Below are 26,132 nucleotides of genomic sequence, written 5' to 3' on the forward strand. Positions count from 1 at the left end.
TATATATGTCTCCCGACGAATACTGCCAGCAGAAAGCCGCCGCCAGCGGGTCCAGTTTTTATTACAGCTTCCTGTTCCTGCCCGTGGAGCGCCGCCGCGCCATCATGGCGCTGTATGCTTTTTGCCGCGAAGTCGATGACACGGTCGATGAATGCACGGACGAAGGCGTGGCGCGTGTGAAACTCGAATGGTGGCGCAAGGAAATTGCCGGCATGTACCTGGGGAATATGAACCACCCTGTGACCCAGGCATTGGCGCCGCATTTGCCAACCTACCAGCTGAAACAGGAACATTTGCAGGCCATTATCGACGGCATGGAAATGGATTTGAACCAGACCCGGTACCTGGATTATCCGGGCCTGAAAAAATATTGCTGGCATGTGGCCAGTGTGGTCGGCATTCTGTCGGCCAGCATTTTCGGCGCGACCAAACCGGAAACCTTGCAATATGCTGAAAAACTCGGCCTGGCCTTCCAGCTGACGAATATCATCCGCGACGTGGGCGAAGACGCCCGCAAAGGCCGTATTTATTTACCGGTCAACGAGTTACAGCAATTTAATGTGACGGCCGCTGATTTATTGAACGCGCGCCACAGCGAGAATTTTGAAAACCTGATGCGCTTCCAGGCTGACCGCGCACAGAAAATGTACGACGAAGCGTTTGCCTTGCTGCCGCAAGAAGACCGCCGCGCCCAGCGCCCCGGCCTGATCATGGCCGCAATTTACCGCACCCTGCTGACGGAAATCCAGCAAGACGGCTTCCACGTGCTGACCCAGCGCATTTCGCTGACGCCGATCCGCAAGCTGTGGCTGGCGTGGAAGACGTATATTCGTGGCTGAATCCAGTAACGTGGCGTCGACCATGCTGATTCATACCAATGACGTCGATACCGTAGGGCGGTTTTGCGCAGCAAAGCCGCCGTGCTTGCGTCAACGACACTGCGCACGCCGCCGGGCTGCCGGCATGGCGGCTTTGCGTGCCGCAAAACCGCCCTACGGAGCCGTCGCAGCATGAGCGTCAGGCGCGTCGCCATCATCGGCGCCGGCTGGGCCGGCTGCGCCGCCGCCGTTGAGCTGGCGGGACGCGGCATTCACGTCACCCTGCTGGAATCCGCGCGCACGCTCGGTGGCCGCGCACGCCGCGTGGAACTCGATGGCCGCACGCTCGACAACGGCCAGCACATCATGCTGGGCGCCTACCGCGACACCCTGAAGCTCATGCGCAAGGTTGGCGTCGACCACAAGGGCGCGCTGCTCAACGTCCCCCTGCAAATGCGTTACGCGCCCGGCGCCGGCGGCATGGATTTCATCGCCCCGCGTCTGCCGGCCCCGTTCCACTTGCTTGGCGCCTTGCTGCGCGCCACCGGCCTGGACCGCGAAGACAAACTCAGCCTGGCGCGTTTTTCCACCACGGCGCGCTGGATGGGCTGGCAATACGACACCGATTGCACGGTCACGGAATTGCTGCACCGCTTCGACCAGACCGAGCGCCTGATCCAGCTGATGTGGCGTCCGCTGTGCCTGGCGGCACTGAACACGCCACCGGAACGGGCGTCCGCCAATGTGTTCCTGGCCGTGCTGCGCGACAGCCTGGGCGCCGGCCGCGCCGCCTCGGACATGCTGGTGCCCAAAGCAGACCTGTCCGCCCTGCTGCCGGACCTGGCCGCAAACTATGTGCAGCGGCACGGCGGCCTGGTCCATGCCGGTGCCAAGGCCACCTCGCTGCTGCCGCAACCGGACGGCGGCTGGCGCGTGCAAGCCACCGGCGCCGCGCTGGGCGAGCATTGGGAACAGCGCTTCGATGCCGTGATACTGGCCTGTGGCGCGCCACAGGCGGCGGCGCTGCTGGCGGCCATCGACGAACCGGAGAAGCGGCCGGACCTTGCGCACACGCCAAGCCGGGCAATCCCGGCAAACACTACGGACACGGCAAATCACGCGCCTCCGGCGCGTCCGGCAGACTCGTCCGAGCCGGCTGCATCGGCAGCCCCTGCCACGCTGGCCGCCCGGCTGCGCGCCTTCAGCTATGAAGCCATCACCACCGTGTATCTGCAATACGCCCCATCCACCCGCCTCGCCCTGCCCTTTGTGGCGCTGATCGACACCCCGGACACCGGCCACTGGGGGCAGTTCGTGTTCGACCGTGGCCAGCTCGATGCGAATCAGGCGGGATTGCTGGCGGTCGTCATCAGCGCTTCGGGCGACGCCGCCGCGCAGGGCCAGGATGAACTGGCCGCCGCAGTGGCCGCGCAGTTGGCTGACGTCCTGCGCCGGGCTGAACTGGCGCATCCCCAGTGGTCCCGCGTCATCACGGAAAAACGCGCCACCTTCGCCTGTGCCCCCGCACTGGACCGCCCCGCCAACGCCACCGGTCTGCCGGGCTTGCTGCTGGCGGGCGACTATACGGCCGGCGACTACCCCGCGACGCTGGAAGGCGCGGTGCGCAGCGGCGTCGCGGCGGCAGTGGAGTTTTTTAAAAGCAAGAAATAGGTTGGCTCCGGCGCTCCGACTATCCCGGTATATGGCTGTCTGCTCCGCCAAATTTGCATCTTGTCGCACATCAGTGGCTGGTCATGGCGGGTTTGCGTACAGTCACATCATCGATAAATGCACAGGAGCATCGCGATGAACTTCGGACTGACACTGAAAACCCTGGTAGTACTGGCACTGGTCGCAGCCGCCACGGCGGTGATCGTGGACGGCGAACATGGCGCGGCGGCCTTGCCATTGCAGCATCAGACCGTGCTGAACTAAGGTTGTAGAGGATTGAATATGAACAAGCAGGCATACCTGGACACGCTGCACAAAGCCCTGGCGGGATTACCGCCGGAAACCGTGGCCAGGACCATGGCGGACTACGAGCAGCGCTTCATTGACGGCATGGTGGCCGGGCGCAGCGAACAGGAAATCGCCGAAGAACTGGGTGAACCACGCAAAATCGCCATGTCGCTGCGCGCCAGCATGCACATGGACGCTTACCAGCAGGCGAAAACGCCCGCCAGCTGGGCGCGCATGGCGGTGTCGTTCATCGGCCTGGCCGTATTCAACCTGTTCATGGTCGTGCCGGCGATTGTGTTTGCCTCGCTGCTGACCGCGGCCTATGCCTGCGCCTTCGCGTTCTACATTTCCGGCATCGCCATCACCGCCAGCGGCCTGGCCGGCACCAATGAACTGGTGCTCGATGGGCCGCTGCGCGAATTCGTCCACTTTGGCGACGATGAGCGCGGCGCCCAAACCCGGGTTTCGATTGGCCAGACCGGCATTGAAGTCTTCCAGGACCGCGACGGCGACCATCACGACGATAACGCCGACCACGACGAGGAAGACAATGAAACCGCCTCGGGCCGCATCATAGAAAAGGCCGAGCGCGTGGCCAATGGCAGCGTCAAGATTTCCACGGAACTCGATAAAGAATCGCGCGTCACGCAAACCGCGTTCGGTATGGGCATGGTCATCCTCGGCATCATGTTTTGCCTGCTGAGCCTGGTCGTGACGAAATACACGATCGCCGGCATCAAGCGTTATATCCAGATGAATTTTTCCCTGCTCAAGGGTCATTGAGGCGGACAGGAGACACCATGCGTGCTTTGATTAAAATTGGCGTCAGCCTGTTGCTGTTGTCTTTCGTGCTGATCGCGTTTGCCTACGGCATGTTGCGCACCCACGGCCAAACCAACCCCACCAGCGCGGCGGGTCGTGCGCTGGGCAGTGAAACCCGCGCCGTGGCGCCTGGCGTGACCTCCGTGGAACTGTCCGGTCCAATCGACCTGACCCTGATTCAGGGCGACAAGCCATCGCTGAAAGTGCGTGGCGAACAGCGCCTGCTGGCCAACGTGTCCACCGAACAAGATGGCAATGTGCTGCACATCGGCACCAAGGGCATGCTGTTCCACCACCGCCGTCCACTGCAAGTGGAACTGGTGCTGCCCTCGCTGAATGCACTGGAAGTGCGCGGCACCGGCGACAGCAGCGTCGACGGCTTTTCCGGCGAACGCCTGACCGTGCAACTGTTCGGCTCCGGCAACGTCAAGTTCAATGGCCGCTTCAAACAGGTGGAAGCCGGCGTCCACGGCAGCGGCGACCTGAACCTCAATACCGGCAACAGCGACGCGGTCGCGTTGGAAATGGTGGGCTCCGGCCAGATCAAGACCAGTGGCAGTTGCAAAACCCTGAATGCCGACCTGAACGGTTCGGGTGACCTCGATGCTCAGCACATGGCGTCCGACCAGGTCACCGTGAACCTCAAAGGCTCTGGCACCACCAATGTGTTTGCCCGCCGTTCCGCCGAACTGACCCTGCGCGGCAGCGGCGACATCAAGGTGTACGGAAATCCCGACACCCGCAATGTGAGCCGCACCGGCTCGGGTGAAGTCAGCTGGAACCAATGACGTTAAAATACGGTGATGTGTGTCAACTACATCACCGTCTCCCGGCAGCTCTGCTTCGACTTTTTCCGCACCCCGCTGGAAACCAGTGAAGACTGGCGCGACGAGCTGTACCAGGATTACCGCGGCCCCATCATCGTGCACGACATCCACGGCCACCGCCGGCTGGTGGTCGCCTCCTACGGTTTCATCCCCCAATCCCAGTTGGCCCCCGGCCAGCGCATGACCACCATGAACGCGCGCGCGGAAACCGTGGCCGACCTGCGCACCTATCGCGGCGCATGGCACAACTGCCGCCTGTGCCTGGTGCCGATGCATGCGTTCTTCGAACCCAATTACGAAAGCGGCCGCGCCGAGCGCTGGTCGATCGGCATGGCGGACCATGAACCGTTTGCCGTGGCGGGACTGTACCGCACGTATCTGGAACCGGATGGAACCCGCAGCCGGTCCTTTACGCAATTGACGATCAATGCCGATGCACATCCGCTGATGCGCCGTTTTCACAAGCCGGATGATGAAAAGCGCAGCCTGGTGGTGATCCGGCGTGAAGACTACGATGCGTGGCTCGGTTGCAAGGATCCGGAACAGGCGCGGGCGTTTTTGCGGGCGTATCCGGCGGAATTGATGGCGGCCGAAGCGGCGCCGCGTGAGGTGGTGGCGTCGCCGCAGGGGCAATTGTTTTGACCGGCGATAGAATTGCCGCAAGTCATTGCATATGTAACAATGGTGGCTTATGTTTCCGGCTACTGATGACCTGTCGATGACCAAGATTCTGCGCGCACTTCTGATCGGCTTGCTCCTTTGCTTCACCTCCGCAGTTGCAGCCGAAACGCCCTATAACCTGGGCGTTGAGGCTTGGCGAATCAAGGATTATGCGCAGGCACGCAAACATTGGGAGCGGTCGCTGGCCGAAGGCGGCCCGGACGAAGCGCTCAACAACCTGGGTTTTCTTTACTACTACGGACTCGGGGGCGCATCTCAGCCCGACAAAGCCGTGGCCCTGTGGCGCAAAGGCGCAGCACTGGCGGTGTCGGAAGCCCAATCCCATCTCGGCAATGCATACAGGGAAGGCCGGGGCGTCGAACCAAGCCGTGCCAAGGCCTATGCCTGGTTCCAGTGCGCAATAGCGACAGCTACCAAGCAGTTTGCGGTGGATGATGTGGAAAGGAAGATTGCCCAATCCGCGCAGGCTTCGTTGAACAAGCTGACACCACTTCTCAGCGGTACGGAGCTGGCGGAAGGTCAACGGCTTGCGGATGAGCTGATTGGCAAGTATAGCCAGCGCCAGCCCCCTGCTGATTAATGGCGGAGCGGTTGGTTATGCTTGAGGCTGGCTCACGGTTGGGCTTGCATACCCCGAACACATGGAATGGCTCGTAACGAAATAGAGAAAGGCGCATTTGTGAACATCAACCGTTCTAATCTTGAGCTCCTGTGGACGCCAGGCCACGCCGGTGAATCGGCACGTCGGAAGGGCAAGTCCATGCTGAAATCGCTCGTCGCATTGGCAACTGCCGTTGCTTTGTCCGCTTGCCAGACCAATACAGTGATCACTCCTGGCGACGTTCGACCTGTCAAAGGGCTTTACGACAAGACTGCTACCGACGGGCTCGATATCGCAGCATTGACTCAGCGTGCGGACGCTGGCGACCCCCGTGCTCAAAGCGACTTGGGCGTTCGCTATGGAACCGGCAATGGCATCCCGAAGGATTCATCGCTATCTTTTAGATATTACGAACAAGCCGCAAAACAGGGGCTAGCTTCCGCCCAGTGCAATCTCGCGTACATGTATCAAAGCGGCGAGGGGGTTGCGCGGGATAAAAGTAAAGAAATCGAGTGGTATTCCGCATGTGCTAAGCAGGGGCATTTCCAGGGTCAATATGCCTTGGGGCGCATGCACGCTACTGGCGAGGGGTTGCGAAAAGATGGCTTGGTGGCTGAAAAATGGTTCCTCCTATCCGCCAACCAGGGCTTTTTACCAGCGCAGCAGGCGTTGCTCTATATGTACGAACATGGAGAAGGCGTGCCAAGGAATCCATCCAAGGCGGTGACTTGGCTGCACCGGGTTAGGGACGCCACGCTATGGGGGAAAGTCTGGAAGGAAGGGAATTGAAGCAATCGCCCAACATCATATTCCAGCAGGCGCTTCACGGCGCCGCTGCACCGCGATTTTGGGAGGAATTCTATGGAAATCATGACAAAAAAATGAAGATCCTTTTCACATTACTGCTCGCAGCGTCGCTGACAGGCTGCGCATTTCATCGCACCCCGTATGTGATGTTCGAAGGAAATCAACCATTGTCGGAAACCGCAGTATTCGCCGCGTTCGACAATAAGGCCACAAAGTTCAACGATCCAAGAATTCGCATGGTCGACGGCAAAGATACGTCGTGCGCTCAAGCCGGCTGTCCTGTCTGGGTGAGAGTCCGGCCTGGAAAACACGTCTTCGACATTCGATACGCAACCAACTTCAAACTCAGTGGCTATGACTTCGCCGACGCGTCGCTGGTCGTCGAAGATATGAAGCCACGCCATGTTTATGTGACCAGGTATGTTGAGTCAGCTGACGGAGTTCGCATCATTATTGAAGATCTCGGAGAGAAGCCGAACTACGGAATCACTCTCGGCCTTGAAGGGGCCAACAGGACGTACTATCCAGTGGAATTCTAGGCCGTCAGCGCGCTATGCGGCGCGTCATTGCATATGTAGCAATGATGATTGCACCAATCGGTTGCTGGGATTGATAGCCTGTCTGCCCGCGCGCCCGTAAGATCGGGCGGTCAGCGCCACATCGCTACGCCCGCCTGTTAACGATGGAGTCCATGTTGAGCAACAATCCATATTGCGCCCCCAATGCAGACCTGACTGAAATCAGCGCTAAAGGTCAAACCAATCCACCAATTTGGAACCCAAACGCGGCTGCAAACTGGTGCTTATTGTTCTCGGTTGCATTTGGCGCCTTCCTGCACATGAAGAATTGGGAGGCGCTGGGCGAACCAGAAAAGGCCCGGGGTTCACAAACCTGGTTCATCGTCAGTATCGTGTGGCTGTTATGTTCCTGCCTGCTTGATATTGTTTTTCCCGATGCCAAAGCCTTGGATGCGATATCCCGTGTCGGCTTTCTCGTGATGCTTATCAGCTGGTACGTTTCCAGCGCCAAGCCCCAGGTCAGATATGTGCAGGCACGGTTTGGAAAGGACTATGTACGCCGGCCTTGGGGTAAGCCATTCCTGTATGTCGTCGCCAGCTTTGTCGGCTTGATCATCATTTTGGCCGTTGCCGCTTTTATCCACGCTTTGATCACGGGGGCCGAATAAGCCATGTTGCCGTGCGCAACTTTGCAACCAACACCAGCGGGCGCGGCAAAATTTATTCAGTGGGACTTCAGAGATGGATGCCAGCAATAGTAAAAAATTCAAGCTGACCATGGCAATCCCTGTCATTGTTGCCCTTTGTGTTGCACTCCTTTTGGGAGCGGCATTGCTTTACGTGACATGGGAACACAATCCTCAGAATGAATTCCATTCCGATGAGGGTATTAATTGGAGCACATGGCTTCCGTATGGGGGCATTGCCGCTCTTGCAGGATTTATCGTATCCCTTCCTCTCGCAGTGTGCGGCGTGGCATTAATTGCCTCACTCAGGTCGAGTAATACTGGGAACGCAATAGAAGTGTCTCAAAGAATTGAAAATTAGTTCCATACCGGCATCCCCAAAATTGCTCGCCCTACTTAGTAAGGAAAGCTATACAACACCTAAAATTCAGCGCTGACTATGGATTAAAAATTTCTATTTCATCCATATCCATCCTCATACAGGCTGCCAATATCATGAAACGACGATTTCTATTACTAGCACTCATCCTTAGTATTCCAGCGGCACTTTATTGCGCCCTTGGTGTGTTGCAGGCAGGAAGTCTGTACACCGGCGATAGAGCGATGATGAATCTTAAATTATGGGGCGGCCTGTTCTTGATTTTCGCCGTCGTGTTCTTTGCATGCGCCATTACTTTATTGCGCAAGAAATCCGACAAGGCCGGAGTGCGCAATTTCACGGGTGATCCATACCAATGACCGGTTCACGGTCGCATGCGGTGTTGTGGCATCACGCGCCGGCAAAACCGCACCTGCTGCCGCCAGATCCCCCTCGGCCGAATGCACCTGGTCGGCTGCCCGTGCCCTGGCAGCCTCGCATCAACCATCCCCACTTAGCCCCGCATCTTGCGCCGCCGTGCCGCCGCCATGCACGCGCTGCCGAACAGCAGCAGCGCAACCGTGCCGGGCTCGGGTATGGTGCCGCCGGGCGGTGGCAGGATGCCGCCGAACCCGTCCAGATAGGCGTAGCCGAAGTGGCCGGTCGGTGAGCAGTCCGCCGACAGCAGTGACAGCGTGAAGTCATGCCCCGACAGCGACGCGTCGATCGCCAGTTGCTCGATCTGCCAGTCCGGCGTGTAGAACAGATCGCCCAGCGCCGTGAAGCGGCTGTCGACGCCACCGCCGCCGGCGCCCGCGTTGTAGACCCGGCTGATCAACAAGGTATTGGTGGTGTTGTCGGTCAGCGTGATGACGAGTTCGGCCGAATCTTCTTCCGCATGGCCGCCGTTTTGCAGCACGGCTTTCCATGCAAAGAAGATGTTGGGGTCGGTGTAGTTCAACACTTGCTGGCTGATGGCGGAGGCCAGGCCACCAAAGGATGTATCTTCGGCCCGATAGGAAAACTTGCCGGCATAAACCGTTGAGCCCAGCGCGGCGCCAACGATCGGATCCGCGGTGCCGGCGGCAATCAAGGATGAACGGGTTGACGGGCCGCTATAGCGGCTCCCCGCTGGCAGGAAGTCGGCCGGCGCAATCGAAGAATTGCCGATGAATGCCCGGGTTCCTTCACCGGTGGTCCAGCCATTCGCGTTGCCATCCTCGAATCCGCCGTTAATAAAGACGCCTGCATGCGCCAGGCCGGCACCGAGCGCGAGCCCCAGGGCCAGAACGATTGATGATGTTGATGATGAGGTCTTCATTTGCATCTCCCACAGTCGGTACGGTTGAAATCCACGGCGTGCCCGCACTGTGTATTGCAACTGTCATGCCCGATGTGTAAGGCCATGAAAACAAAGGTGGAAGCGTATTTGGCGGTGAAACCGGCGTGAGGTTTGTCAAACAGTCCGGCGGCTCAGCCGTAGTAGCTAGCGCTGCGACTACGGTTTCAGCCACGCCTGGACGTCTTTTGCCGCCTGGATGCCGGTGGCAAAACACGCAGTCAGCAAATATCCGCCGGTCGGCGCTTCCCAATCCATCATTTCACCGGCCACAAACACGCCGGGCAAGGCCTTGACCATGGTTCCGTCCAGCGCTTCGAAGCGCACCCCGCCCGCACTGCTGATGGCTTCATCGATGGGCCTTGGCGCGCGCAGCACCACCGGCAAGCGCTTCAGCACACGCGCCAGTTGCATCGGGTCCGCGCATGCTTCCTTGCTGGCGCACTCACGCAGCAAACCCGCCTTGACGCCCTTGATGCCAAGCCGGCTCTGCAAATGGCTCGACATCGAACGCGCACCGCGCGGCTTGCTGACTTCATCGCGCACCCGCTCCGCGCTCAAGTCCGGCAGCAGGTCCAGGAACATCGTGGCGCTGCCATCGCACGTGATGCGCTCGCGCAGCGGCGCGGATAGCGCGTACACCAGGCTGCCTTCGACGCCGGTCGCGGTGACCACGAACTGGCCCTTCTTCCACACCGTAACGCCATCGGCGCCGTCATAGCCAATCGCCACTGTCGTCAGCGGATCGCCCGCATGACGTGTACTGAAGTGCTCGCTCCAGCCGACATCAAAGCCGCAATTGGACGGCGCCAGCGGCGCCGTATCGACACCGGCTTGCCGCAGCAGCGGCAGCCACGCGCCATCGGAACCCAGCCGCGCCCAGCTGCCGCCACCCAGCGCCAGCACCACGGCGCCGGCCCGGACCTGTACCGGACCGTCAGGCGATTCGAACCGCAACGCACCATCCTCAGACCAGCCGACCCAGCGATGGCGCTGGTGGAAACGCACGCCCTGCTCCTTGAGCCGGTGCAGCCAGGCGCGCAGCAGCGGCGCCGCCTTCATATCGGCCGGGAACACGCGGCCGGACGTGCCGACAAACGTATCGATGCCCAAGCCGTGGATCCAGCCGCGCACCTGTTCCGGCGTGAACGCGTCCAGCATGGGCCGCAATGCCTCGGCGCGGGCGCCATAGCGGGTCATAAAGGTGGCATAGTCTTCGGCATGGGTGATGTTCATGCCGCCGCGTCCGGCCAGCAGGAATTTGCGGCCGACCGAGGGCATCGCGTCATAGACGTCCACGGCAATCCCGGCTTGCGCCAGGGTCTGGGCCGCCATCAGGCCGGCCGGGCCGCCGCCGATGACGGCGACGCGGGATGTGTGCAGGTGGGTGCGAGGTTCCATAAGGGACAGCATTGTACACGCCGCCCCGCCGAACAGTCCGTCAAGCCATCACCACCGGCCGCGCCATCAGGCCCGCGAAGTCCGCCGCCGGCAACGCATGCGCCACATACTGCCCCTGGATTTCATCGCAATGCTGTTCGCGCAAGAATTGCGCGGAATCGGCCGATTCCACGCCCTCCGCCACCACCGTCAATTCCAGGTTGTGCGCCAGCGTAATGATGGAGCCACAGACCGCCGCGTCGGCCGGATTGTCCACCAGATGGCGCACATACGACTGGCCGATCTTCAACGATTGCACCGGCAGTTCGCGCAGCCGGCCCAGCGAGGAATTGCCGACCCCGAAGTCTTCCAGCGACAGCCGCACGCCAATGGCGCGCAGCGCGTGCAGCCGGGCGATGGCGTCGTCGAGGCGGTGCATGACCGTGGACTCCGCCACGTCCAGCTCGAGCCGGTCCGGCGCCACATCGAATTCCGCCAGCGCCGACCGCAGATCAGCTGCCAGCGTCTCGTGGCGGAACTGGCGCGCGGTCAGCGCGATGGCCACCACCGGCGGCTCGCGCCCCTCGTCCCGCCAGGTGCGCAATTGCCGGCACACGTCGCGCATCACCCAACGCCCCAGTTCAATCACGAGACCCGAACGCTCGGCGGCCGCCATGAATTCACAGGACGGCACCATGCCCCATTGCGGGTGGCGCCAGCGCAGCAGCGCCTCGGCCGCCACGATGCCGCCGGTGGCCAGCATGGCGCGCGGCTGGTAGTGGACAGCCAGGTCGCCCTGCGCCAACGCCCGCACCAGGTCCGCCTCCAGCGCCGCCAGCCGCACCGCCCGTTCATTCAGTTCCGGTGCATAGTAGCGCATGCGGTTGCCGCCCATCGCTTGCGCGCTCACCATCGCCGCGTTGGCACAGCACAGCAGGGTCGCCGTGTCGGCGCCGTCGCGCAGGTGCAGGCTGATGCCGACACTGGCGGTGGTCGACAGCGCGATGCCGTTCACCACGAACGGTTGCTGCACCGCCGCCATCAGCTTGGCCGCCACCGTCATCGCATCTTCCTGCGACGCCAGGCCGCCCACCACCACGGCAAATTCATCGCCCAGCAGGCGCGCCACCGTGTCGCCATCGCGCAGGCCGGACGTCAGCGCCTGCGCGGCATGTTTCAGCAAGCCATTGGCGGCGTCCGCGCCATGCTGCGCGCTGATGGTGCGGAAGCGGTCCAGCCCCAGCACCAGCACCGCCACCCGTTGCGACTCACGGATGGCGCGGATCGACGCCTGCTGTAGCCGCTCGCCCAATAATGAACGGTTGGGCAGGCCGGTCAGCGGGTCATGCCGGCACTGGTAATCGCTGGCCTGCTCCGCCAGGCGCCGGCGCAAGGTGTCGCGCAGGCCGGCCAGCCGTGCCGTCAGGTCGGACGCCAGGTCTTGCAGCAATTGCAGTTCGTCGCCGTCAAAGGCGAGCTGGTCGCGGCTGTACAGCACCAATACCCCCAGCAGCTCGCCACGCCACAACAGCGGCAATCCGGCGCCGCAGGCAAAACCCATCTCCCCAGGCTCATCCTCGCTGACGCGCGCGACCACGGTTTGTTCACGTACGATGGCTTCTCCGGCCAGGCCCCGCTGTTCCGGTGCGCCGCCCCAGCAAAAACGCAATGCGCTGGCGTCCACAATGGCGCCGGCCGGATGCATGGCCATGGCGGCCGGTCGGATACTCGACAGCTCGTCGTGGCACGGCACGCCGATCCAGACCAGCGGATAGGCGCCCTCGCCCGCCAGTTGCCGGCACGCGGCATCGAGCAATTCCGGCTCGCTGATGGCCCGCATCATGCCTTCATTGCAGCGGAACAGCATGCGCAACGCGCGGTTGGCCTTTTCCAGCGCCACTGCTTGCTGCTCCAGCTGCGCACTGCCCTGCTGCAAACTGTCGGCCATGCCGTTCATCGCTTGCGCCACCCGGCCCAAGTCGGTATTCCCCTCCACCTCGGGCAGGCGCGCGGTCCAGTCCCGCGCCGCTATCCGGGTACAAAACTGCGCCGCCGCGCCGCACCAGCGCCGCAGATGGCCTGCCATCCAGGCTGCCAGCGCCAGCGCCGCCACCAGGTTGATCAGCCACGCCAGGCCGGCCAGCATGCCCAGCACACTGGTGGCGCCCTGCAGTTTGCCGCGCACGCTGTCCTGCGCCGCCGCCGACTGTTCCCGCAGTTGTGTCAGCGCGGGTTCGATTTCCCGCGCGGCCTCCAGGTATTCCACCGTGGCGCTATCGATTTCCAGCTGCATCTGCACATAGGTGGAAAAAGCGTCGCCGAAGCGCTGTACCGCATCGAGCGTGGCCTTGCGCTGCGCTTCGGGCAAATGCACCTGCAGCAGGCGCTGTTGCAGCCGCGCCACCGCATCTTCCGTGGCGGCGGCATCGCGCGCGCTGCCGCCGCGCAGGAATTGCTGTTCCGCCGCATGCAGCGCCCGCAGGTCGCCCTGTAACGGCGCCATGCCCGGCATCGCACTGTCAAGCGCACGGGACGCCCCCGCGAAGAGCGCCGACTGGCCATACAAATTCACCACGCGCAGGAAGTGGTGTTCATACAACAAGGTGTAGGTTTCCACCGCACGGGTACGGCGTGCGGTGGACAGGTCGGGACGCAACGTGCGGACTTCCGCCATCATGCCGCGCACCACGGCCAATTGGTCGAATACGGGGCGGGCGCTGTTGGCGTTGGCGTTGGCGTTGGCGGCTTCGCTGCCCGAGATGCGCAGGCGCTGCAGGAAGTCCTGTTCCAGGCGGCGCGCTTTTTCCAGGGCGGCCACGCTGTCGGCAGCCAGGTTGCCGATCCGGTCTTCAGTACGGAAGTAATGCTCGACGGCAGCCATGTTGCGGGCGCCGTCCACCATTTTCAGCATGTCGCTGAAAAACATCAGTCCGGCAATGACGCCAAACCCGATCAAGAGCTGGGTCGCGAATGGCAGCCGGTTGAAAAATGTGCGCATGACTCCTCCTGGAATTCCGGCCGCAGGGAGGAGGCGACACTGTATGGGGTATGGCTCCGGCTGCGGGGTGAGGTAACCGGAGAAGTGACAATTCCAGTATATACGACATTCCTGTCAGGTAATAATTTATTCCCACCAGTAATTATTTGTGGCGTCACTAGCAAGATGATACAAGGAATAACACTCTATTTTTTGCGTAGGATGTCGATTCGGCCCGTCATGGTCCGTCGTCGCCATGAAAGCCCCCCATTCATCGATCCAGGAGAACACCATGAGCACCAGCACCAATACCATCCGCCTGCACCGCATCCTGCGCACCACGCCGGAACGTATCTACAACGCTTTCCTGACGCCGGCCTCCATGGCAAAGTGGCTGCCGCCCAATGGCTATGCGTGTACCGTGCATGAAATGGATGCGCGTGAAGGCGGCGCCTACCGCATGTCGTTTACCGACATCGGGACCGGCCATGGGCATTCGTTTGGCGGTGTCTACCGCGAGCTGAAGCCGGGCGCCGTATTGCGCTATACGGCCACGTTCGACGACCCGAACCTGCCGGGCGAAATGCAGACCACCGTCACGTTAACGGCGGTTGACTGTGGCACGGAAGTGCACATCGTGCAGGAAGGCGTGCCGGCGGTGATACCGGCGGCGTCGTGCTATCTGGGGTGGCAGCAGTCGCTGGTGTTGCTCGGGCTGCTGGTGGAGCAGTGACGGCGGGCGCTGGTGCGGCGCCGCCCCACCAGGTCAGCCTCCCGTGACGGGCGGGAAGAAGGCGACCTCGTCGCCCTCTTTGACTTCGGTCTCCAGTTTGCACATCACCTGGTTGCACGCCATGCGCAGCGCGCGGCCTTCACCCAGCGCGGTGGCCCAGGCGCCGCCGCGCGCGATCAGTGCGGCGCGCACGTCCGCCACCGTGGCGGCCGACGCCGGCAACTCCACCGTGTCGGTCGGCATGCCCAGCGCTTCACGCACACTGGCAAAGAATTTCAGCGTCAATTTCACTGCATCACCTCGGAAAACGGAATAAAACGCACGGTGTCGCCGCGTTTGATCACCTGGCCCGGCGGATTGTCGATCAAGCCATCGGCCCACACGGTCGACGTCAGCACGCCGGAACCCTGGTTGGCAAACAGTTCCAGCCCGCCCTCGCCGTTCAGGCGCGCGCGCAGGAATTCATTGCGGCGGTCCGCTTTCGGCCAATCAAAGTCCGCCCGCAGCGCATAGGCTTTCGGCGCCAGCGCGGCCACGTCGCGCACGCCCTGCAGCTTGAGAATGAAGGGCCGCACGAACATCAGGAACGTCACAAAGCTCGACACGGGATTGCCCGGCAAGCCCATAAAGAAGGCCGTATTTTCTCCTGTCAGCACTTCGCCAAACGCCAGCGGCTTGCCAGGCTTCATGGCGATCTGCCACATGGTGAGCTTGCCTTCCGCCTCAACGGCGGGCTTGACATGGTCTTCCTCGCCGACCGACACGCCACCGGAGGTAATAATCAAGTCGTTGCCGGCGGCCGCCTGGCGCAGCACCGCGCGCGTGGCGTCCAGCGAATCGGGCACGATGCCGAAATCCGTGATGGTGCAACCGAGGTTTTCCAGCAGTGCGCGCAAGGTGAAACGGTTCGAATTGTAGATCGCGCCCGGCGCCAGCGGCTGGCCCGGCATCGTCAGTTCGTCGCCGGTAAAGAACACCGCCACGCGCAGGCGGCGCCGCACCGGCAATTGCGCCAGGCCGACCGACGCGGCCAAACCCAGTTCGGGACTGCGCAGGCGCGTGCCTTCGGCCAGGATCACGCTGCCGTTGGTAATGTCTTCGCCGGCGCGGCGGATCCATTCGCCGGACTTCGGCGCATGGTTGACGGTGACCAGGTTGCCGGCCAGTTCGCACTGTTCCTGCATGACGACGGCATCCGCGCCTTCCGGGATCATCGCGCCCGTGAAAATGCGGGCGGCGGTGCCGGGCAGCAGCGGTTGCCCCACGTGACCGGCGGGAATGCGCTGCGACACCGTCAGGGTGGCGCCGCCACCCGCGCAATCTTCCGCGCGGACCGCGTAACCATCCATCTGGGTGTTGTCGGCGGACGGCACATTCATGCCGGACACCTGCGCCTGCGCCAGCACCCGGCCATTGGCTTCCAGGGTCGGCAGCGTTTCAGTTTCCGCCACCGGCGTGGCCGCCGACAGCAGGAAATCGAGCGCTTCGCTGACCGTCAGCATCGGCTTGTTTGGCTTCATTGGCTTATCCTCGCCTGGTCCCGCCATTTACAGCCCCGTATTGGATGCGATGTAGTCTTTCATTTTTTCCACGTCGGCCTGCATCACGACGAAGCGCTGCGGCAGCGCTTCGATGTTGTCAAAGCCGGCCGGGCGCTCGGCATCCTGGCCCAGTGCTTCCAGGATGGTTTCATTGAACTTGGCGGCCAGCGCGGTTTCCAGCACGATCATCGTGACGCCCGGTTCCAGGTTTTCCTTGGCGACCTTGATGCCGTCGGCGGTGTGGGTGTCGATCACGATGCCGTAATCGTCGGCCACGTCGCGGATCGTATTCAGGCGGTCTTCGTGGGTCGATTTGCCGGATTTAAAACCATAGTCTTTGACTTTGTGGAACTCGTCGCCGTCGCCGCCCGGATAGCCGGACAGGTCGAAACCGCCGTGGGTTTCCACTTTCGCAAACAGGGCGCGGGTGCGTTCCGCATCGCGGCCCACCAGGTCGTAGATGAAGCGCTCGAAGTTCGACGCCTTCGAGATGTCCATCGACGGGCTGCTGGTGTGGTACGTTTCAGCCGACTTGCGGACGCGGTACACGCCGGTGCGGAAGAATTCGTCCAGCACGTCGTTTTCATTGGTGGCGGCCACCAGCTTGTCGATCGGCAGGCCCATCATGCGGGCGATATGGCCGGCGCAGATATTGCCGAAGTTACCCGACGGGACCGTGAACGACACTTTCTGGTCATTCGACGTGGTCGCCGCCAGGTAGCCACGGAAGTAGTACACCACCTGCGCCACGACGCGGGCCCAGTTGATGGAGTTGACGGTGCCGATTTTTTGTTTGGCCTTGAAGGCCAGGTCGTTCGACACGGCTTTCACCATGTCCTGGCAATCATCGAACACGCCTTCGACCGCGATATTGAAAATGTTCGGGTCTTGCAGGCTGAACATCTGCGCGGTCTGGAACGCGCTCATTTTCTTGTGCGGCGACAGCATGAAGACCTTGATGCCCTGCTTGCCGCGCATCGCATATTCCGCCGCGCTGCCGGTGTCGCCGGAGGTGGCGCCAAAGATGTTCAGTTGCGCGTCTTTTTTCGCCAGCGCATATTCGAACAGGTTGCCCAGCAATTGCATGGCCATGTCCTTGAACGCCAGGGTCGGGCCGTTCGACAGCGCCTGCAGCACCAGCTTCTTGCCATTGCCCTCTTCCAGCACGCGCAGCGGCGTGATGTCGGACGCCAGTTCGCCTTCACGGACATTGCGGTAGACGTCCGCCGTATACGTTTTTTGCGTCAGCGCCTTCAAGTCCGCTTCCGGAATATCGGTGGCGAACTTCTTCAGAATCTCAAACGCCAGGTCGGCATAGGGCAATTTGCGCCATGCATCAAGCTCGGCGCCCGTCACTTGCGGGTATTCGGTCGGCAGGTACAGGCCACCGTCCGGGGCCAGGCCGCCCAGCAAAATGTCGGAGAATTGTTGAGGAGATTGGGAAGCGGTTGCACCGTTGGCGCGGGTAGACACGTATTGCATAGGTATGAAAGTCCGGTTGGCATGCGTATTCGAACGGGTATTATAGTCCGGCCAGACTTTATATGTACATTGCGCACATATTTAGAATATTCTGCTCTTTTGATTCCACCTTCACAACGCCGGTCGGTGCGGCCGTGCCGCCGCACCGTGGACTGCCGCCGTCAGCAAGCCGCGTGGTTCACCGTCACCACGTGGATGGCCAGGCCACCCAGCGAGGTTTCCTTGTACTTGGCCTGCATGTCCGCGCCGGTCTGGCGCATGGTTTCAATGACTTCGTCGAGCGACACGAAGTGGGTGCCGTCGCCTTTGAGCGCCAGCGACGCCGCCGTTATCGCCTTGACCGCACCCATGCCATTGCGCTCGATGCAGGGAATTTGCACCAGGCCGCCGATCGGGTCGCACGTCATGCCCAGGTGATGTTCGATGCCGATTTCCGCCGCGTTTTCAATTTGCGCGTTGCTGCCGCCCAGCGCCGCCACCAGCCCCGCCGCCGCCATCGCGCAGGCCACGCCGACCTCGCCCTGGCAGCCGATTTCCGCGCCGGAAATCGACGCATTGCGCTTGCACAGCATGCCGATCGCGGCCGCCGTCAACAGGAAGCTGCGCACGCCGGCCACCGGATCGCTCGGGCGGCAATCTTCCGCGTAATAGCGCAGCACGGCGGGAATAATGCCGGCCGCGCCATTGGTGGGGGCCGTCACGACCCGGCCACCAGCCGCGTTTTCCTCGTTGACCGCCATCGCATACAGGCTGACCTGGTGCAGCGCATCGTGCGGCAACTCGTTGGCGAGCGGCGCGCCTTTCGCCTGCCGCCACAGGCCGGCGGCGCGGCGCTTGACGTTCAAGCCGCCCGGCAGCTTGCCTTCCGTTTCCAGGCCGTGCGTAATACAGTCGCGCATCACGTGCCAGATGCGGTCCAGGCCCGCATCGAGTTCGGCGGCCCCGATACGGGCCAGCTCATTGGCGCGCAGCATCTGCGGGATGGTCAAACCACTGGTCACGCCATGTCCCAGCAATTGGGCCATGGTGTCGAACGGGAAGCGCACCGCCACGGCGCGCTTGGCGCCGCCGCTGTCGGTTTCACCTTCTTCGCGGATAAAACCGCCGCCGACCGAGTAATACACTTTCGACAAGACGGAACCGTCGGCGCGGCGCAGGCTGCAGCGCATGCCGTTCGGGTGTTCCGGCAAGTTTTCCGTTTTGTGGTACCGCAGGTTGACCGCGCTCGAGAACGGCACGGTGTGCGTGCCGAGCAGCTTCAGTTCCTTCGCGGCTTCCGCCGCCGCCAGCATCGCATCGACCTGGTCCGGATTCACATGCTGCGGGGTTTCCCCCATCAGCCCGAGAATCACGGCCTTGTCGGTGCCGTGGCCAACGCCGGTCAGCGCCAGCGAGCCATACAGCGCCACCTCGACATTCACCGCATCGGCCAACGAACCGGCATCGACCAGGAAGCGGCGCGCCGCCACCATCGGCCCCACCGTGTGCGAACTGGAGGGACCTATGCCTATCTTAAACAGGTCGAAAACGCTCATGTCCATCGGATGTCTCTTTTCTTGTCGTAAGGTTGCGCTGCCGGGTAGGCAGCTTATTTGGCCCGCTTATTTGGCCCGCTGATGCGGCCCGGTCAGGCGGCTTGCCCTATGCTGACATCGATGTTTGCCAGCATGTCCTTGACCATTTCCTCGACACCGATACGGGCTCTCCAGCCCCAGTCGGCGGTCGCATGACAGTCGTCCAGGCTGTGCGGCCAGGTATCCGCAATCGCCTGCCGGCTGTCCGGCTTGTATTCGATCTTGAATCCCGGCACGGCGCGAGTGATCGACTCGGCCAGTTGCTCGGGATTGAACGATACGCCCGCCACATTATAGGAGGAACGCACTTTAATTTGTGCCGCCGGCGCATCCATCAGTTCAATCGTGGCGCGGATCGCGTCAGGCATGTAAATCATCGGCAAGGTGGTTTTCGGTCCCAGGAAGCAGGAATACGTCTCGCCGCGCAGCGCCGCGTGGAAAATCGCGATCGCATAATCGGTGGTGCCGCCGCCCGGTGGCGATTTGAAACTGATGATGCCCGGGTAGCGGATGCTGCGCACGTCCACGCCATATTTCAGGAAGTAGTACTCGCACAGGCGTTCGCCGGCCAGTTTGCTGATGCCGTAGATCGTGGTCGGATCCATGGTGGTCAGCTGTGGCGTGTCGTTTTGCGGCGTGTTCGGGCCGAACGCGGCAATCGACGATGGCCAGAAGATGCGCAGCGGCTTGCCCTGCTCGCCGCGTACCCGCGCGGTCTCCAGCAGGTTCAGCAACCCATCCATGTTCAGGGTCCAGGCGCGCAGCGGCGCCGCTTCGCCGGTGGCCGACAGCATCGCGGCCAGCTGGTACACCTGGGTGATGTTTTCCTCGGCCACCAGTTGATCCAGCGCGGCCTTGTCCAGCACGTTCAACACCTGGTAGCGCGCCGCGCCGTACACGTTTTTTTCACCGATATCGGTGGCGATGACATTTTGCGCGCCGTGCTGCTGGGCCAGCGCGTCCACCAGTTCGCTGCCAATCTGACCATTGGCGCCAATGACTAAAATCTTTTCCATGTTCTTATCCGTTCAGCGTTGTACGCTTGGTTATTTTTTCAACAGGCCCAGCTCGTGGCCAGCCTGTTCAAATGCTTTCAATACCGTTTCCAGTTGTTCGCGGGTATGCGCCGCCGACAGTTGCACGCGCACGCGCGCCTGCCCCATCGGCACCACCGGATAGAAGAAGCCGGAAAGCAGCACGCCGAGTTCATACATGCGCGCCGCGAATTTTTGCGCCACTTGCGCATCGAACAGCATGACCGGCACCACCGGGTGCGTGCCCGGCTTGATGGTGAAGCCGATGCGCTCGATCTCCTTGCGGAAATACGCGGTGTTTTCATGCAGGCGGTCGCGCAGTTCGGTCGATGCCGACAGGCGTTTCAGCACTTCCAGCGAAGCGCCGGCAATCGAGGGCGCCAGCGTGTTGGAGAACAGGTAAGGGCGCGACTTCTGGCGCAGCATCTCGATGACTTCCTTGCGGCCGGACGTGAAACCGCCCATGGCGCCGCCCAGCGCCTTGCCCAGGGTGCCGGTGATGATGTCGATCTTGCCCAGCACATTGTGGTGCTCATGGGTGCCGCGGCCGGTCTTGCCCATGAAGCCGGACGCGTGGCATTCGTCGATCAGGGTCAGTGCGCCATACTTTTCAGCCAGTTCCACGATCTTGTCCAGTTGCGCGATGGTGCCGTCCATCGAGAACACGCCGTCGGTGACGATGATCTTGTGGCGTTTATCTGAAGCGGCTTGCAGTTGCTTTTCCAGGTCGGCCATGTCGTTGTGCGCATAGCGGAAACGGGCGGCCTTGCACAGGCGGATGCCGTCGATGATGGACGCGTGGTTCAGCGCATCGGAAATAATGGCGTCGTTTTCATCGAACAGCGGCTCGAACACGCCGCCGTTGGCGTCGAACGCGGCGGCGTACAGGATGGTGTCTTCGGTGCCGAGGAAGCTCGACAGCGCCTGTTCCAGTTCCTTGTGCACGGTTTGCGTGCCGCAAATGAAACGCACCGACGACAAGCCATAGCCATATTTTTCCGTCGCGGCAATCGACGCCTGCGCCACCCATTCCTGGCCCGACAGGCCGAGGTAATTGTTGGCGCACATATTGATCAGCATTCGCCCGTCCGCACCCGTGACTTCAGAACCCTGGCGCGAAGCGATCACACGCTCCGGCTTGAACAGACCCTCTTCGCGCAGGGTGGTCAGGGTTTGCTGCAGTTGGCTGTAAAACGCGGCTTGCTTGCTCATGGTTTCTTCTCCGTGGTGGGGTGGCGTGCGGCGGGACCTCTGGGTAGAATCGCGGTGAACCTGTTCCAGAGTTTACTCTTGTTTGTCCGACGCCCTCGTGAAATTCTTCATATCGAACTCTAGTTCAATATATCGAATATTACCGAAGGCCATTGAACTTTGCAATGCATTGCACATTAAGAAAAATGAAAACCTCATGAAAGCCGTCCCGAATAACACCCCGCCCGAAGTCGGCGCCGCCCTGCAGCGCCTGCGCCTGGCGCGCGGCCTGACCCTGGAAGACCTGTCCCGTATCGCCGGGGTCTCCAAATCCATGCTGTCGCAAATCGAGCGCGAAAAAGCCAATCCGACCATCGCCATCACGTGGCGGCTGGCCAATGCACTGGGGGTGGCGATCGGGGAATTGCTGTCGGCCGCGGAAAAGGCGGTGGAAACCATCCGGGTCCTGGATGCACACGAAACCCCCACCCTGCCCGGCGCGCACGCCGGCTACCTGCTGCGCATCCTCGGCCCGATGGAGCTGGCCGGCAAATATGAATGGTATGAATTGACCCTGGCGCCGGGCGGCGAACTGGTGTCGCAGGCGCATGATCCGGGCACCACGGAACACTTGACTTTATTGCATGGTTCCGTGGAACTGGAAGTGGCCGGTGTGAAACGCAAGGTCAAGCTGGGCGGCACCGCGCGCTACGCGGGCGACCAGGACCATGCGATCCGCAATCCCGGCAAGAGTGAAGCGAAAGGGTTGCTGGTGGTGATCCACCGCTAACGCGGTGGCCCGCCCTCAGGCGCCTTCCGATTCTGAAAAGATCGCTTCGATGGACGCGCCGAACAGCCGTGCGATGGCAAACGCCAACGGCAGGCTGGGGTCGTAACGCCCGGTCTCGATGGCGTTGACCGTCTGCCGCGAGACCGCCAGCTGGTCAGCCAGGTAAGCCTGGCTCCAGCCCCGCTCGGCGCGCAATTCCCTTATTGTGTTTTTCATCGGCGCTTCGCCATCATGCAGCGCAAGGCGCAGACGCCCACCCAGGCGCTCCCCATCACACCCCACACGGTGAACATGCTGAGACGGGGATACCCAGCCGTTTCCATGAACCCGTAGGTGAACGTCACGCCCGCCGTCACCGCCGCCGCGATGGCGATCGTTTCGAGTAGCTGGCGCCGCACATATTCATCCATGCGCTGCACTTGGCGGGCAATGGCCCAGATCATCAGCAAAAAACCAACCATCGGCATCACTGCAGCCGCCGTCTTCAGCGCCCCGTCTTGCAGCCCCTCGCCCCACAGGGCCGATGGCGCCATCAGCGCGACGTAAATCGCGAAGCTGCCACTTAACTCCAGCCGGTAGCGGCGGGCGATACGGCGTTCATGCTGCGAAACCTGACGATCTTGTTGCATAGTGCTGCCTCCATTGATGTAAAGTGACCTTTACATAGTAGACTTGGCAAATCAGCATGTCAAGCAAACTTTACATTGTGTTGGCGCTGGTTCCGATCCGGGCAATGGCTTGCTCCCAATCCTCCATGCGGCGCGCCGCCTCATCGCGCCCTATGCCCGGCTCAAACACCCGGTCCACCCGCCATTGCGCCGCCAGGTCATCGGCGCCGCGATAAACGCCTGCCGCCAGTCCGGCCAGACTGGCCGCGCCAAGCGCCGTGGTTTCCGTGACTTGCGGGCGCACCACCGGGATGCCAAGCAGGTCGGCCTGGAATTGCAGCAGCAGGGAATTGGCGCAGGCGCCGCCGTCGACGCGCAATTCCGTGATCGGGGCGGCGGCGTCGCGCTGCATTGCCTGCAGCAGCGCCGCGCTCTGGAACGCGATGGATTCCAGCGCGGCGCGGGCAATGTGCGCCACCGTGGTGCCGCGCGACAAGCCAAAGATCGCGCCTTTGGCCGATGGCACCCAGTACGGCGCGCCCAGTCCGGTAAAGGACGGCACGAACACCACACCGCCGGCATCGGGCACGGACGCCGCCAGCGCCTCGATGTCCGCTGCCTGCTCGATCGCCTGCAACCCGTCCCGCAGCCACTGCACCACCGCGCCCCCAATAAACACGCTGCCCTCCAGCGCATACTGGCGCTGGCCGCCCACCTGGCACGCCGCCGTACTGATCAGCCCATTGTTCGATTGCGCAGCGGCGGCGCCGGTATTGAGCAGCATGAAGCAACCGGTGCCGTACGTATTTTTTGCCATGCCGGCCTTGACGCAGGCCTGGCCAAAGAGCGCGGCTTGCTGGTCACCGGCGATGCCGCCGATTGGCACCGCCCCACCCAGCCAGGCCGCATCCGTATGGCCAAAAGGATGGCTGGACGGTTGCACGTCCGGCAACAGTGACGCAGGGATATCGAACCAGCTCAGCAATTGCGCATCCCAGCAACCGTCATGAATGTTCCACAGCATGGTGCGGGCGGCATTGGACACATCGGTCACATGCAGCCGGCCGCCAGTCAGGTTCCAGGCCAGCCAGGTGTCCACCGTGCCAAAGGCCAATTCACCCTTTTCCGCGCGGCGGCGCGCGCCGTCCACATTGCCGAGGATCCATTTGAGTTTGGTGGCGGAAAAATACGGATCCAACACCAGCCCGGTCTTACGCCGTATAGGGTCGGCGAGGCCATCGCTGCGCAACTGCTGGCACAGGGTTTCGGTGCGGCGGTCTTGCCACACGATGGCGTTAAAGATCGGGCGGCCGGTGGCGCGCTCCCACACGACGGTGGTTTCGCGCTGGTTGGTGATGCCGAGCGCGGCAATGTCGGCGGCGCGCAAACCGGCTTTCGCCAGCACCGCGCGGGCGGTCGCCAGCTGGCTGTCCCACAATTCCTGCGCGTCGTGCTCAACCCAGCCGGGCTGCGGGAAAATTTGCCGGAACTCTTGCTGGGCCGACGCCACCACGGCGCCGTCGCGGAAAATAATACTGCGTGAACTGGAAGTGCCCTGGTCCATTGCCAGAAGATATGCCATGTCAGATCCTGTTAAAAATGATGGCTATGTCACCGGGAGTCGTGGAATGCACCTACTGTAAGGTGGACTCTGCGAGGCCGCCATGCATGCGCCGCCGCCAGCGCGGGCAGTACCGTTGTGCGGGCACGGCGGCATTGACTTGGCGTCCCCGTCAATGCCGCCCTACAGCCAGCGTCTTCCACGATTTGCGATGACATAGCTAAAATGATTGCCGATTTTGCCTTGCCGCGCGCAGCGCAGTGTTATGCGCGTTGCGCCAGCGGCTCTGGCTGCGGGGCGTTGTCCTGCGCCGCTTGCAGCCGCCACTGCCGCATCCACAACTGCAGCCGCTCCACGTCCTGCGGGCTGCTGCGCAAGCCGCACTTGGTGCGCCGCCACAGGATGTCTTCCGCGCTGCAAGCCCATTCGGTTTCCATCAGGTAGCGCACTTCCCGTTCATACAGCCCCGGAGCCAGTTCCGCGCCAAGGTCCCCAAGTCTGGCGGCATTGCCCAGCATTTGCGCCGCACGGCTGCCGTAACCGCGTGCATAGCGTTGCGCCAGCTTGGCGGGCAGCCAGGGATAGCGATGGCGGAAGCCCACCAGGAAGTCGGCGAAGTCATATGTCGCCACCAGTTCGCCGGGCTGCTGCAAGTCCCCGCCCGGCAGCGGCACGCCGGCGGTCCACGACGGCGCGCTGCGGCCCAGGCGGCGCTGCAGGATGTCGAGCGCTTCTTCGGCCAGCTTGCGGTAGGTGGTGATCTTACCGCCCCAGATATTGAGGAAAGGCGGCGCCCCGTCATGACACTCCAGCACGTAGTCGCGGGTAATGGCCGAAGCCTGGCTGGCGTTGTCATCGAGCAGCGGGCGCACGCCGGAGTATGTCGCGACCACGTCGGCCGCCGCAATGCGCTTGCTGAAATAACGGTTCGCCATCGCGCACAGGTAGTCCACTTCTTCACTGGATATCGTCACCCGCCCCGGCTCGCCCGTGTATTCCAGGTCGGTGGTGCCGATCAGGGTGAAGTCTTCCTGATAGGGAATCGCAAAGATGATGCGCTTGTCCGGGTTCTGGAAAATGTACGCATAGTCATGGTCAAACAGGCGCGGCACGATGATGTGGCTGCCCTTGATTAACCGCAGCCCAAAGCTGCTGCCGGCGCCGGACGCGCTGGCGGCAAACTGGCTAGTCCACGGCCCCGCCGCGTTGACCACCGCGCGCGCGCGCACTTCAATCCGGCCCTGCTCGATACTGTCGAGCGTGGCATGCCAGCCGTCGCCCACCTGGCACACGCTGGTGCAAGGGGTGCGGGTCAGGATCGTGGCGCCGCGCTCTTGCGCATCGAGCGCATTGAGCACCACCAGCCGCGCATCGTCGACCCAGCCGTCCGAATACACAAAGCCCTTGCGGTAACTGCCCTTCAGCGGCGCCCCGGCCGGATGGCGGTCCAGCGCCACGCCCCGCGAACCGGGCAGGAACTCGCGCCGCGCCAGGTGGTCATACAGGAACAGGCCGGCGCGGATCATCCAGGCCGGACGCTGCGCCGCGTCGTGCGGCATCACGAAGCGCAACGGCCACATGATGTGCGGCGCGGACCGCAGCAGCACTTCGCGCTCCTGCAGCGCCTTGCGCACCAGCTTGAATTCGTAGTACTCCAGGTAGCGCAAGCCGCCGTGGATCAGCTTGGTGCTGGCCGACGACGTGTGCTGGGCCAGGTCGTGCTGTTCGCACAACACCACCCGCAAACCGCGTCCGGCCGCATCGCGCGCAATGCCGGCGCCATTGATGCCGCCGCCGACAATCAGCACATCGCATTCCAGCTGGCGGGATGGCGAGGCCATCATG

At 62.3% G+C, this 26,132-nt stretch carries 27 protein-coding genes; 14 read left to right on the top strand and 13 right to left on the bottom strand.

The features are described from left to right. Positions 1-5 precede the first annotated feature (5 nt). From hpnD to AC1RRC_RS28600, 12 genes are all read left to right on the top strand, one after another. Positions 6-839, top strand: a complete 834-nt coding sequence (gene hpnD / locus AC1RRC_RS28545; protein ID WP_493059038.1) for a presqualene diphosphate synthase HpnD — start codon at positions 6-8, stop codon at positions 837-839. 171 nt (positions 840-1,010) lie between these two features. Further along, positions 1,011-2,489, top strand: coding sequence for a hydroxysqualene dehydroxylase (locus tag AC1RRC_RS28550; RefSeq protein WP_493059039.1), 1,479 nt, complete (start codon positions 1,011-1,013; stop codon positions 2,487-2,489). Between the two features lie 135 nt (positions 2,490-2,624). Then, positions 2,625-2,753 (top strand): hypothetical protein, encoded by a 129-nt coding sequence (locus AC1RRC_RS28555; RefSeq protein WP_493059040.1) that lies wholly within the window; start codon positions 2,625-2,627, stop codon positions 2,751-2,753. A gap of 18 nt (positions 2,754-2,771) precedes the next feature. Further along, positions 2,772-3,560, top strand: coding sequence for a DUF1700 domain-containing protein (locus tag AC1RRC_RS28560; protein ID WP_493059041.1), 789 nt, complete (start codon positions 2,772-2,774; stop codon positions 3,558-3,560). Between the two features lie 17 nt (positions 3,561-3,577). Next, complete coding sequence (locus tag AC1RRC_RS28565) at positions 3,578-4,387, top strand: head GIN domain-containing protein (RefSeq protein WP_493059042.1); 810 nt, start codon at positions 3,578-3,580, stop codon at positions 4,385-4,387. A gap of 15 nt (positions 4,388-4,402) precedes the next feature. Then, entirely contained in the window at positions 4,403-5,068 is a 666-nt protein-coding gene (locus tag AC1RRC_RS28570; protein WP_493059043.1) for an SOS response-associated peptidase, read from the top strand. 76 nt (positions 5,069-5,144) lie between these two features. After that, on the top strand, positions 5,145-5,687 hold the full coding sequence (locus AC1RRC_RS28575) for a tetratricopeptide repeat protein (protein WP_493059044.1): 543 nt from the start codon (positions 5,145-5,147) through the stop codon (positions 5,685-5,687). 66 nt (positions 5,688-5,753) lie between these two features. Next, positions 5,754-6,497: a tetratricopeptide repeat protein gene (locus AC1RRC_RS28580; RefSeq protein WP_493059045.1), complete on the top strand. Its 744-nt coding sequence runs from the start codon at positions 5,754-5,756 to the stop codon at positions 6,495-6,497. Then, positions 6,494-7,054 (top strand): putative periplasmic lipoprotein, encoded by a 561-nt coding sequence (locus AC1RRC_RS28585; RefSeq protein WP_493059046.1) that lies wholly within the window; start codon positions 6,494-6,496, stop codon positions 7,052-7,054. The genes AC1RRC_RS28580 and AC1RRC_RS28585 overlap by 4 nt, the downstream gene beginning before the upstream one ends. A 152-nt stretch (positions 7,055-7,206) precedes the next feature. After that, positions 7,207-7,701, top strand: a complete 495-nt coding sequence (locus AC1RRC_RS28590) for a hypothetical protein (protein WP_493059047.1) — start codon at positions 7,207-7,209, stop codon at positions 7,699-7,701. 73 nt (positions 7,702-7,774) lie between these two features. Continuing rightward, positions 7,775-8,080 carry a hypothetical protein gene (locus AC1RRC_RS28595; protein ID WP_493059049.1) on the top strand — a complete coding sequence of 102 codons (306 nt, stop codon included), beginning with the start codon at positions 7,775-7,777 and terminating at the stop codon, positions 8,078-8,080. Between the two features lie 134 nt (positions 8,081-8,214). Next, positions 8,215-8,457, top strand: a complete 243-nt coding sequence (locus AC1RRC_RS28600; protein ID WP_493059050.1) for a hypothetical protein — start codon at positions 8,215-8,217, stop codon at positions 8,455-8,457. A gap of 134 nt (positions 8,458-8,591) precedes the next feature. Here AC1RRC_RS28600 and AC1RRC_RS28605 read toward each other — a convergent pair whose 3' ends face one another. The 3 genes from AC1RRC_RS28605 to AC1RRC_RS28615 form a co-directional block, all read right to left on the bottom strand. After that, entirely contained in the window at positions 8,592-9,398 is an 807-nt protein-coding gene (locus AC1RRC_RS28605) for a PEP-CTERM sorting domain-containing protein (protein WP_493059052.1), read from the bottom strand. Positions 9,399-9,575: 177 nt separating this feature from the next. Further along, entirely contained in the window at positions 9,576-10,817 is a 1,242-nt protein-coding gene (locus AC1RRC_RS28610) for a TIGR03862 family flavoprotein (protein WP_493059054.1), read from the bottom strand. A 40-nt stretch (positions 10,818-10,857) separates the two neighbouring features. Then, complete coding sequence (locus AC1RRC_RS28615) at positions 10,858-13,794, bottom strand: EAL domain-containing protein (RefSeq protein ID WP_493059055.1); 2,937 nt, start codon at positions 13,792-13,794, stop codon at positions 10,858-10,860. Between the two features lie 271 nt (positions 13,795-14,065). On the opposite strand from AC1RRC_RS28615, the gene AC1RRC_RS28620 reads away from it, so the two are divergent. Beyond that, a complete protein-coding gene (locus tag AC1RRC_RS28620) occupies positions 14,066-14,506 on the top strand; it encodes an SRPBCC family protein (RefSeq protein WP_493059056.1) in 441 nt (146 codons plus the stop codon). Between the two features lie 33 nt (positions 14,507-14,539). On the opposite strand, the gene moaD is transcribed toward AC1RRC_RS28620, so the two are convergent. From moaD to kbl, 6 genes are all read right to left on the bottom strand, one after another. After that, positions 14,540-14,797, bottom strand: a complete 258-nt coding sequence (gene moaD, locus AC1RRC_RS28625; protein ID WP_493059057.1) for a molybdopterin converting factor subunit 1 — start codon at positions 14,795-14,797, stop codon at positions 14,540-14,542. Beyond that, positions 14,794-16,026 carry a molybdopterin molybdotransferase MoeA gene (locus AC1RRC_RS28630; protein WP_493059058.1) on the bottom strand — a complete coding sequence of 411 codons (1,233 nt, stop codon included), beginning with the start codon at positions 16,024-16,026 and terminating at the stop codon, positions 14,794-14,796. Before AC1RRC_RS28630 ends, moaD begins: the two co-directional genes overlap by 4 nt. Before the next feature lie 27 nt (positions 16,027-16,053). Continuing rightward, entirely contained in the window at positions 16,054-17,529 is a 1,476-nt protein-coding gene (gene thrC / locus AC1RRC_RS28635; protein ID WP_493059059.1) for a threonine synthase, read from the bottom strand. 161 nt (positions 17,530-17,690) lie between these two features. Further along, positions 17,691-19,070 carry an L-serine ammonia-lyase gene (locus tag AC1RRC_RS28640; protein ID WP_493059060.1) on the bottom strand — a complete coding sequence of 460 codons (1,380 nt, stop codon included), beginning with the start codon at positions 19,068-19,070 and terminating at the stop codon, positions 17,691-17,693. A gap of 86 nt (positions 19,071-19,156) precedes the next feature. Beyond that, positions 19,157-20,119, bottom strand: coding sequence for an NAD-dependent epimerase/dehydratase family protein (locus tag AC1RRC_RS28645; protein ID WP_493059061.1), 963 nt, complete (start codon positions 20,117-20,119; stop codon positions 19,157-19,159). A gap of 30 nt (positions 20,120-20,149) precedes the next feature. Beyond that, the gene (kbl, locus tag AC1RRC_RS28650; RefSeq protein WP_493059062.1) at positions 20,150-21,349 is read right to left on the bottom strand and encodes a glycine C-acetyltransferase; all 1,200 of its coding nucleotides are present in this window, start codon (positions 21,347-21,349) and stop codon (positions 20,150-20,152) included. Positions 21,350-21,545: 196 nt separating this feature from the next. Here kbl and AC1RRC_RS28655 point away from each other — a divergent pair, with 196 nt between their 5' ends. After that, positions 21,546-22,118, top strand: a complete 573-nt coding sequence (locus AC1RRC_RS28655) for a helix-turn-helix domain-containing protein (RefSeq protein ID WP_493059063.1) — start codon at positions 21,546-21,548, stop codon at positions 22,116-22,118. Positions 22,119-22,133: 15 nt separating this feature from the next. On the opposite strand, the gene AC1RRC_RS28660 is transcribed toward AC1RRC_RS28655, so the two are convergent. The 4 genes from AC1RRC_RS28660 to glpD form a co-directional block, all read right to left on the bottom strand. Further along, entirely contained in the window at positions 22,134-22,334 is a 201-nt protein-coding gene (locus AC1RRC_RS28660; RefSeq protein WP_493059064.1) for a helix-turn-helix transcriptional regulator, read from the bottom strand. Continuing rightward, on the bottom strand, positions 22,331-22,747 hold the full coding sequence (locus tag AC1RRC_RS28665) for a hypothetical protein (RefSeq protein WP_493059065.1): 417 nt from the start codon (positions 22,745-22,747) through the stop codon (positions 22,331-22,333). Before AC1RRC_RS28665 ends, AC1RRC_RS28660 begins: the two co-directional genes overlap by 4 nt. A 70-nt stretch (positions 22,748-22,817) precedes the next feature. Then, entirely contained in the window at positions 22,818-24,308 is a 1,491-nt protein-coding gene (gene glpK / locus AC1RRC_RS28670; RefSeq protein ID WP_493059066.1) for a glycerol kinase GlpK, read from the bottom strand. A gap of 242 nt (positions 24,309-24,550) precedes the next feature. After that, positions 24,551-26,131, bottom strand: a complete 1,581-nt coding sequence (glpD, locus tag AC1RRC_RS28675) for a glycerol-3-phosphate dehydrogenase (RefSeq protein ID WP_493059067.1) — start codon at positions 26,129-26,131, stop codon at positions 24,551-24,553. Position 26,132: the final 1 nt, after the last annotated feature.

The sequence above is a fragment of the Pseudoduganella sp. GW821-FHT12E03 genome (assembly GCF_058807115.1).

Excerpts from the sequence above, each read along its gene's own strand:
- hpnD (WP_493059038.1), top strand. The coding sequence starts at position 6 with ATGTCTCCCGACGAATACTGCCAGCAGAAAGCCGCCGCCAGCGGGTCC.
- AC1RRC_RS28550 (WP_493059039.1), top strand. The coding sequence starts at position 1,011 with ATGAGCGTCAGGCGCGTCGCCATCATCGGCGCCGGCTGGGCCGGCTGC.
- AC1RRC_RS28555 (WP_493059040.1), top strand. The coding sequence starts at position 2,625 with ATGAACTTCGGACTGACACTGAAAACCCTGGTAGTACTGGCACTGGTC.
- AC1RRC_RS28560 (WP_493059041.1), top strand. The coding sequence starts at position 2,772 with ATGAACAAGCAGGCATACCTGGACACGCTGCACAAAGCCCTGGCGGGA.
- AC1RRC_RS28565 (WP_493059042.1), top strand. The coding sequence starts at position 3,578 with ATGCGTGCTTTGATTAAAATTGGCGTCAGCCTGTTGCTGTTGTCTTTC.
- AC1RRC_RS28570 (WP_493059043.1), top strand. The coding sequence starts at position 4,403 with ATGTGTGTCAACTACATCACCGTCTCCCGGCAGCTCTGCTTCGACTTT.
- AC1RRC_RS28575 (WP_493059044.1), top strand. The coding sequence starts at position 5,145 with ATGACCAAGATTCTGCGCGCACTTCTGATCGGCTTGCTCCTTTGCTTC.
- AC1RRC_RS28580 (WP_493059045.1), top strand. The coding sequence starts at position 5,754 with ATGGCTCGTAACGAAATAGAGAAAGGCGCATTTGTGAACATCAACCGT.
- AC1RRC_RS28590 (WP_493059047.1), top strand. The coding sequence starts at position 7,207 with ATGTTGAGCAACAATCCATATTGCGCCCCCAATGCAGACCTGACTGAA.
- AC1RRC_RS28595 (WP_493059049.1), top strand. The coding sequence starts at position 7,775 with ATGGATGCCAGCAATAGTAAAAAATTCAAGCTGACCATGGCAATCCCT.
- AC1RRC_RS28600 (WP_493059050.1), top strand. The coding sequence starts at position 8,215 with ATGAAACGACGATTTCTATTACTAGCACTCATCCTTAGTATTCCAGCG.
- AC1RRC_RS28605 (WP_493059052.1), bottom strand. The coding sequence starts at position 9,398 with ATGAAGACCTCATCATCAACATCATCAATCGTTCTGGCCCTGGGGCTC.
- AC1RRC_RS28610 (WP_493059054.1), bottom strand. The coding sequence starts at position 10,817 with ATGGAACCTCGCACCCACCTGCACACATCCCGCGTCGCCGTCATCGGC.
- AC1RRC_RS28615 (WP_493059055.1), bottom strand. The coding sequence starts at position 13,794 with ATGCGCACATTTTTCAACCGGCTGCCATTCGCGACCCAGCTCTTGATC.
- AC1RRC_RS28620 (WP_493059056.1), top strand. The coding sequence starts at position 14,066 with ATGAGCACCAGCACCAATACCATCCGCCTGCACCGCATCCTGCGCACC.
- AC1RRC_RS28630 (WP_493059058.1), bottom strand. The coding sequence starts at position 16,026 with ATGAAGCCAAACAAGCCGATGCTGACGGTCAGCGAAGCGCTCGATTTC.
- thrC (WP_493059059.1), bottom strand. The coding sequence starts at position 17,529 with ATGCAATACGTGTCTACCCGCGCCAACGGTGCAACCGCTTCCCAATCT.
- AC1RRC_RS28640 (WP_493059060.1), bottom strand. The coding sequence starts at position 19,070 with ATGGACATGAGCGTTTTCGACCTGTTTAAGATAGGCATAGGTCCCTCC.
- AC1RRC_RS28645 (WP_493059061.1), bottom strand. The coding sequence starts at position 20,119 with ATGGAAAAGATTTTAGTCATTGGCGCCAATGGTCAGATTGGCAGCGAA.
- kbl (WP_493059062.1), bottom strand. The coding sequence starts at position 21,349 with ATGAGCAAGCAAGCCGCGTTTTACAGCCAACTGCAGCAAACCCTGACC.
- AC1RRC_RS28655 (WP_493059063.1), top strand. The coding sequence starts at position 21,546 with ATGAAAGCCGTCCCGAATAACACCCCGCCCGAAGTCGGCGCCGCCCTG.
- AC1RRC_RS28660 (WP_493059064.1), bottom strand. The coding sequence starts at position 22,334 with ATGAAAAACACAATAAGGGAATTGCGCGCCGAGCGGGGCTGGAGCCAG.
- AC1RRC_RS28665 (WP_493059065.1), bottom strand. The coding sequence starts at position 22,747 with ATGCAACAAGATCGTCAGGTTTCGCAGCATGAACGCCGTATCGCCCGC.
- glpK (WP_493059066.1), bottom strand. The coding sequence starts at position 24,308 with ATGGCATATCTTCTGGCAATGGACCAGGGCACTTCCAGTTCACGCAGT.
- glpD (WP_493059067.1), bottom strand. The coding sequence starts at position 26,131 with ATGATGGCCTCGCCATCCCGCCAGCTGGAATGCGATGTGCTGATTGTC.